6 protein-coding genes and 1 pseudogene are annotated in these 7916 nt (G+C 43.0%); 1 reads left to right on the forward strand and 6 read right to left on the reverse strand.

The genetic code is table 11. The features are described 5' to 3' along the window. On the forward strand, nt 1-702 hold a 702-nt coding region (locus ACQKCG_RS13455; RefSeq protein WP_427585476.1), incomplete at its 5' end, for an IS256 family transposase. Here ACQKCG_RS13455 and ACQKCG_RS13460 read toward each other — a convergent pair. The 6 genes and pseudogenes from ACQKCG_RS13460 to ACQKCG_RS13485 form a co-directional block, all read right to left on the reverse strand. Continuing rightward, on the reverse strand, nt 694-1005 hold the full coding sequence (locus tag ACQKCG_RS13460) for a hypothetical protein (protein ID WP_427585477.1): 312 nt from the start codon (nt 1003-1005) through the stop codon (nt 694-696). The two genes, ACQKCG_RS13455 and ACQKCG_RS13460, sit on opposite strands and share 9 nt — an antisense overlap. A 179-nt stretch (nt 1006-1184) precedes the next feature. Further along, nucleotides 1185-1307, reverse strand: a pseudogene (locus ACQKCG_RS13465) (cation diffusion facilitator family transporter); the annotation flags it as partial. An 86-nt stretch (nt 1308-1393) separates the two neighbouring features. Then, nucleotides 1394-4534: an efflux RND transporter permease subunit gene (locus tag ACQKCG_RS13470; RefSeq protein ID WP_186475555.1), complete on the reverse strand. Its 3141-nt coding sequence runs from the start codon at nt 4532-4534 to the stop codon at nt 1394-1396. Next, nucleotides 4524-5753: an efflux RND transporter periplasmic adaptor subunit gene (locus tag ACQKCG_RS13475; RefSeq protein WP_068034974.1), complete on the reverse strand. Its 1230-nt coding sequence runs from the start codon at nt 5751-5753 to the stop codon at nt 4524-4526. The genes ACQKCG_RS13470 and ACQKCG_RS13475 overlap by 11 nt, the downstream gene beginning before the upstream one ends. A 1-nt stretch (nt 5754) precedes the next feature. Then, entirely contained in the window at nt 5755-7080 is a 1326-nt protein-coding gene (locus ACQKCG_RS13480) for a TolC family protein (protein WP_201599714.1), read from the reverse strand. 48 nt (nt 7081-7128) lie between these two features. After that, a complete protein-coding gene (locus ACQKCG_RS13485) occupies nt 7129-7545 on the reverse strand; it encodes a cation efflux protein, CzcI-like (RefSeq protein WP_227543712.1) in 417 nt (138 codons plus the stop codon). Between the last annotated feature and the right edge of the window lie 371 nt (nt 7546-7916).

The raw sequence follows: 7916 nt of genomic DNA on the forward strand, positions 1-7916 counted from the left end.
AAAGTTCGTCAGGACAAGCAGATCATCAACAAAGCTATCTATCTGGCCTTAGGCGTTGCTCTTGATGGTAAAAAAGAGCTGCTTGGTATGTGGCTATCAGAGAACGAGGGCGCCAAGTTCTGGCTGGGCGTTCTCACTGAACTACAAAACCGTGGAGTACAAGATATTCTTATTGCCTGTGTAGACGGCCTAAAAGGCTTCCCTGATGCCATTAACACCGTCTACCCCAACGCTCAGGTTCAGCTGTGTATCGTGCATATGGTGCGCTATTCGATGAAGTTTGTACCTTGGGCAGATAAGAAGGCCGTAGCAGCTGATTTAAAGGCCATCTACGGTGCTGATACGCTTGAGATGGCAGAGGCCAACCTTGAGCACTTTGATGAAGTATGGGGCAAAGAGTACCCGCATGTCATCAAGTCTTGGCGCAATAACTGGGAGGGCTTAACGGTGTTCTTTGGTTATCCTAAAGACATCAGAAGAGTGATCTATACCACCAATGCGATAGAGTCGCTAAACAGCGTGATTCGGACAGCGGTGAATAAGCGTAAGGTGTTTCCCTCTGATCAGGCAGCATTCAAGGTAGTATATCTGGCAACCCAGCAGGCCTCTAAAAAGTGGTCGATGCCAATCCGTAACTGGACGTCTGCCCTTAATCGCTTTATGATTATGTTTGATGATCGTATCAGCAAGCATTTAATCTAAACGGCAGTTACACAGAATTCGGGATGGTCTCACCACAGCAGCTTGTTGCATTTCTATCCAGCTTTCATAGGATGTATTTTTTTGAATAAACTGCTCCCATTCCTGATCTGGAATGGCTGCAAAATCTTCTTTTGATTCCACTTTGAACCCAGAGGCTTCTATTAGCTTCTCAAAATTCGAATATTGGCTACAACTAGATATAAAGCTAGGGTTCATAAGGTCGTTCAGTGGGATGCTATCAGTATTAGATAACTCTGAGACATTCTTTTCCAATGTATCAAAACCTTTTAATTCAACTTCCATGAATTTCTCCTCGTATTTATAAGCTTTATATAGCTTGTATGATTTTGTCTATTTTAAAAAAATTAACCACCCAGAATATATCGGGGGATGGTAATTTAAGTTAAGTTAGACCGCTGGTTTGAACTGGTTAAGGTTATCAGGAAAGAAAGCTTGAACGGCAGTTACACAGAATTCGGGATGGTCTCAAAAGCAGCGACAACTTCTACTATTAAAAAAGTAGTCGTTAAACCTAAGGCAACCATTAACTTCTTACTATTTTCTTCAGTAACAACCGCATGGCTATGATCATGATGTTCTGACATAAAATATTTTCCTTATTCTATTTATGATGAGCAGAGATATTGGATAACAGCCAATATCTCTGCTGTAAATCGACTAATCTATTGGATTAAGAAACTTTTTTTTCATTTATCCAACGATAAAGCACGGGTAACAGCACCAAAGTTAGTAATGTTGAAGAGATAATCCCGCCAATCACTACGGTTGCCAGTGGCCGTTGAACCTCAGCCCCTGTTCCGGTTGCCAGCGCCATTGGTACAAAACCCAGTGAAGCCACACAAGCTGTCATCAACACTGGTCTTAAGCGCAAAATAGCCCCTTGCCACACGGCTTTATGCACTGGATATTTGTCCCTTAATTCCTTAATAAAGGTCAGCATTACCAGTCCATTGAGGACTGCAACACCAGATAAGGCAATAAAGCCAATTCCAGCTGACATCGATAATGGAATATCCCTTAGCCAAAGGAACAGCACACCACCGGTCAAGGCAAAGGGTATCCCGGTAAAGACCAATAGACTTTCTTTGACATTGTGAAAGACCGCCATCAGTAAAATAAAGATAGTGATTAAAGCCAGTGGAATCACGATTTGCATCCGTGCTTTGGCTGAAGCCAAATTTTCAAACTGACCGCCATATTCTATCCAATAACCACTTGGCAAAGTGTATGCTTTGAGCTGTGTCTGTACATCAGAAACAAAAGACCCTAAATCACGCCCTTCAACATTCGTTGTAACCACAACTCGGCGTTTACCATTTTCTCGACTGACTTGGTTGATTCCTTCAATGGTCGAGACTTGCGCGACATCCGACAATAAAATACTGCCACCATTTGGAAGCTGAATAGGTAACTGGGAAACAGATGCGACACTACGGTCTTGCTCTCCAAGACGGATAACAAAATCAAAACGACGATCGCCTTCTAAAATCTCTCCCACGCTTTGTCCACCAATATTGGTTGCCACAAGGTCTTGAATTGAACGCACACTCAAACCATATTGTGCAGCCAAAGTTTTATTTACCTCGACATTCAGTAATGGCAAACCTGAGGTCTGCTCAACTTTCACGGCACTGCTACCCGATATTTGCTGAATGATTTTGGAGATTTTAGTCGCCTCAGTATTGAGGACATTCATATCATCACCGAAGATTTTCACACCAACATCACTACGCACACCTGAGATCAATTCATTAAATCGGAGTTCAATCGGTTGTGAAAATTCACTATTATTGCCTGGAATCGTGGCTAAATACGTCACCATACGGCCACGTAATTCATCTAAACTTTCTTTAGGATTTGGCCATTCTGAACGAGGCTTTAACATGATATAGCCATCTGAAATATTGGGTGGCATGACATCTGTTGCAACCTCGGCTGTACCCGTTCTGGCAAATACTGCCTTAATTTCAGGGAAACTCTTTAAAAGAAGTTTTTCAGTATTCTCCTGAATACGTAAAGACTCTTCTAAGCCTGTACTTGGTGAACGTAACTGTTGTATCGCAAAGTCTCCTTCACTGAGCTGTGGTGCAAATTCACTGCCGAGTTTGGTACTGATAAATCCCGTAATCACTAATAAACACAGTGCAAAAGTCAGCACAACTGCTTTGTATTGATACGAAATATCAAGAGTTTGCTGATATTTAGCTTTTAGCCATAACATCCAACGACTTTCTTTTTCTTGAATATCGCCTTTGACCCACAATGCCACAGCAGCAGGCACAAAGGTGATCGATAAAATAATGGCTGCAACAAGGGCGAGTACCACTGCCAATGCCATCGGATGGAACATTTTTGCTTCCACACCACTTAAAGCAAAAATCGGCAAATACACCACCAAAATAATAAGCTGACCAAAAATAAGAGGACGACGTGCTTGGCGGGCAGCCAGAAAAACTTCCTTAAAGCGTTCACTTTGTGTGAGAGGTCGTTTTAACAGTTGCTGTGTATGGGCTAAACGCCGGATACAGTTTTCGACAATCACCACAGCACCATCGACAATGATGCCGAAATCGAGTGCACCTAAACTCATCAGATTGGCACTGATATTTTGCTGTGCCATCCCGGTTAAGGTAAACAGCATAGAGAGTGGAATGACACAGGCAGTAATCAAGGCAGCACGGATATTCCCTAAAAACAGGAACAGAATGATGATGACCAGGATTGCTCCCTCTACCAAGTTTTTCTGAACGGTTTTAATCGCCTTCTCAACCAAGATAGTACGGTCGTACACCGTTTCAATCACTACCCCTTTAGGCAAACTATTCTGAATATCTTGAAGCTTGGCATCCACAGCTTTAGAAACAGTCTGGCTATTTCCACCCATCGCCATCATGACAACCCCTAAAACGGTTTCTTTGCCGTTATAGGTTGCCCCACCGGTTCTTAAATCATGCCCAATAGAGACTTGCGCAATATCACCAACCCGAATTGGGCTGCCATTTGGGCTACCCAGCATGGTGTTCTCAATATCAGAAAGCCCATTGAATGCACCCGGTACACGTACCGTCAGTTGCTGACCATTGTCTTCAATATAACCTGCACCTCGGTTCTCATTATTTTGCGCTAAAGCCTGTTGCAGTTGTTCTAATGAGATATTCAGTTGCTGCATCCGGTTTAAATCGGGAGAGACCACATAGGTTTTTTCAAAACCACCAATACTGTTGACCTCTGCAACTCCCTTAACACGTTGCAGTTGAGGACGCACAATCCAGTCCTGAATCTCACGCAAATCCATCGGCGTGTATGCAGTTCCATCCGGCTTTTTCGCATTCGGATCTGCCTTCAGTACCCATTGATAAATCTCACCGAGACCCGTAGAAACGGGGGACATCGTCGGTGCGATTTGTGCAGGCAACTCAGATTGCGCCTCCTGTGTCCGTTGGTTAATCTGCTGACGGGCCCAATAAATATCAGTCCCATCTTTAAAGATAATGGTGACTTGAGAGAGTCCATAACGGGATATGGAACGGGTAAGCTCCAGATCCGGAATGCCAGCCATGGCATTTTCAATGGGATAGGTAATCAGCTGTTCGACTTCAAGCGCAGTAAAACCCTTGGCTTGAGTATTAATCTGGACTTGGGTATTGGTAATATCGGGTACAGCATCAATCGGGAGTTTCTGATAGCTATACACCCCGACCGCAATCCAGGTACAGGCAAAGAGCAACACCCAAATCGCATTTTGTATGGAAAACTGAATGATTCGTTCGAATAAACCTTCTGGTTTTGGCAGATCAGAATTAATGTCCATGGCCTGCCTCGTCTTTTTCTAATTCAGATTTCAACAAGAAACTGCCTTGAGCGATATACTTCTGCCCTTCAGTCAGCCCAGAAATCACTTCAAGCCATTGTCCATCACTTGAAGCCTGCCCCAATTGCACTTTCTGTGCTTTTAAGTGGACTTGACCTTTTTGTTCTGAATCTACGATGAAAATACTGTCTTCACCTTCAATACTTTGCAGCGCAGACTTTTGAATCCGAAGGGCTGATTTTGCTGTAGCTTCCGGAATCAACACTCTCACTAACACATTAGAACGCAACTCAGTAGCTTGCGCATCGAGTTTTGCGCGCACCACCAGACGCCCTGTTTGTACATCTGCCTGAGAGGTTAAGCTTTGTACAGTAGCTTTATAGCTTTGATCTGAATCATTCACTTTAAAGTCAATTTTTTGCCCGGCTTGCAGTTGACCTGAGAATTGATTCGGCAAATTAAACTCAAGCCATAAATCTTTCAGCTGTTCAATGACAAAGAGCTGATTAGCCAGTTGCACATTTTCACCGACCACAATATCTTTTTGACTGATCACCCCAGAGATCGGTGCTTTAATCAGAAAACGCCCATTGTTATTGCCACTTGCACCTAATGCATTTAAACGTGCTTGTGAGGACTGGACAGTAATCTGCGCTTGACGGTAGGCATTTTCGGCACGCTGGTAATCCTGTTTGGCAGAAACCCCCTGTGACCAGAGTTGCTGTTCGCGCTGGTAATCTTTACGGGCCAAATCCAGATTCACCTGTGCCATACGCAGATTTGCCTGTTGGTCGATCAGTTCAGGCACGGTTAGTACAGCCAGCGTTTGTCCTTTTTGCACGCTCTGTCCTAAAGCCACATTGATCTGCTCGACATAACCACTAAAATTAGGCGATATATGCGCTTGTTGATCGGTATTCACCACCAATTTACCTGGCAGGGTTGTCAGCTTTTCAACCAATCCTGTGGATGCAACAGCAACTTTTAAACCTTGTTCAACCATTTGTTGGCTGGTCAGTTGTATTTCGCCTTCTTCAGCATGTCCTTCTTCAGAACTATCTTCATCAGAATATTCGGCATTTCCCTCATCATAACCACGCCCCTCAGATTCAGTTTTTTTTGAACTTAACCAAATAGCCAGACTGACCAAGACCGTAATCAGAATCAAAATTGCAATCATGAGAGACTGGGATATTTTTCCGTTTTGCTTGGCGTTCATTTTATCGTGCTCCCCCATTGATTAAATTTTGCGATGCTTCGACTGCCTTTTTATTCAGTTGTGTATAGGCATCCGAACGGCTAATTTCTTCATAACTTGTGCCAATACTGAGTGCCTCAGCTGCTAGGGCAGTTTGCCAAGCTTGACGTAGAGTTTGTAATTGACCCAATCGAAGATTCTGCAGTTGGGTGGTTGCTTGCTGAACGTCGGTAATGGACAGTTTCCCTGCCTGAAACCCTAGTAAAGTACGGCTCTGAACTTTGGTCGCCAAAGTAACTTGTGCTGTTGTGGCATCGAACTGGCTACGTAAACCTTTGAGCTGATGCATGCTGTTGGCAATATCGAGTATTTGTTGCTTCAGCTCACGCTGCTGCTGTTGGTTCAGCAATATTTGCTGTTGCTGGACCATCGGGATCGCATATTGCTGGCGATTGAAAATATTCAGTGGAATAGCCACGCCGATTGCTAAAGTCGTATCGTTGCTTTCATTAGGGGTTTTGCTACGTTTCATGCCTACATTTAAAGTCGGATTGGGACGTGCCTGAATTCTTAAATTTTCAATTTGATGATCCGATTGCTGAATGTTCAAGGCATAGAATTTTTCTAGCCACCCTTCAGCAATATACCGTTGCACAGTTTGGAGACTTTGCTCTGGCCAAGGGATAGCGGTTTTATTCAATTGAAGATGTGAAGATGTTTCTCCCCCCCACAAATTAGACAGCTGACGACCGGCAGCTTGTTTATTCAGCATCGCTTGCTGATAAAGTCGTTGGATTTCTAGCGCTTCAATTTGGGCACGCTCAAAATCAACCAGGGCAATACTGCCTGCCTGATAGCGTTTCTGGGCACTGTCCAGATTGACTTCACTTGTTTTTAACTGTACTGAATAAGCAGACTGCTCAACCTCAGCAAGTGCAAATTGCGACCATGCAAATTTAACAATCAGTTGGCTTTGTGCCTTCCATAATTGCTGTTGCAATTGGATTTGTTGATTCGAGGTATTGGCAATCACCCGGTTCAGCTTACGCTGACCAAATAGATCTAGAGGTTGACTAACGCCAACATTGAATTCCTGTTCTTGACCTGAGCCAAAGCCAGACTGTTCTAAACTTATACTTGGATTCTGCCATAACCGACTTTGCTGAATATTCAATTCAGATATTTGCTGAACTTGTTGCCACGGCTTGTCTTGAGTCTGGTAACTTTGTACTTTTGCTAAAGCGGATTCAAAGCTGGTAACGTTTTCAGCATAGCTATATTGCATAGCCGCTGCACATATACAAGCAACCAAGCTATGACGCAAGAGTATAATTGATTGTGAAGACATGATTTTTCCCACTTATTTAAATAATAAAAGTGGTGGGAATGTTTTAGGCTACCCCACCATGAGCGGGGAAAATTCGGGAGGTGGGCTTTGTTGAAACAGGTCAGGAGCCTGATAGCTGTTTTTCCAATGAAATTGTGGATTCACTTTAACTTCAGAGCTTGGATGAAACACATCTACTTTTTCATTTTGTACAATCAAATGCATCATCGATGGTAGATGATCTTGATGATCTTCACCGATTTCTAAATCGCTACTGAATGTTTTTATGTTTTCTGACTGTCCATTATGATCGTGTTGACGACTATCGCTGGCACACAAGGTATTTTGGTGATGACCAAAATGATAACTCTGCTGTGATTGAGGCTGTTGTTCATGGACACAAAAGGCCGCCGCCACATTCCAAAAGCTTTGGAACATGAACAATCCAACCAAGACTGTAATCCATGTAGTAGAACGCATCATCATAACAACCGAAAAATTTGTACCAAGTATAAGGCTTAGAGCCACTCCAAGGTCAAGCTTAATAAATTAAATTAAACATTCAATGAACACTGAATAGCCGGCACTTTTGCAAATTTACCTTGTCTCTATAAGCTCACATCAATTTCAGGTAAGAATAACAATAGATAGTGAACCGTACCGGGTTTGTCGGAGACTTTTTATTTAAGTTAGGCCACCTGACCTAACGGGTTAATCTTATCATTGTACATTGCTTCAAACTCAAAAGGCAATTTTCCATGAGAGTTTCCCAAACTTTGTGTAACTGCTTATAATCCACTAACAGGAGAATAAGCAATGACTAACCAATCTGACATCAAGAAACTGGCTGAGCAAAT

This window comes from Psychrobacter sp. NPDC078929, from assembly GCF_050267985.1.
In the GTDB taxonomy this organism is placed as follows: Bacteria; Pseudomonadota; Gammaproteobacteria; order Pseudomonadales; family Moraxellaceae; genus Psychrobacter.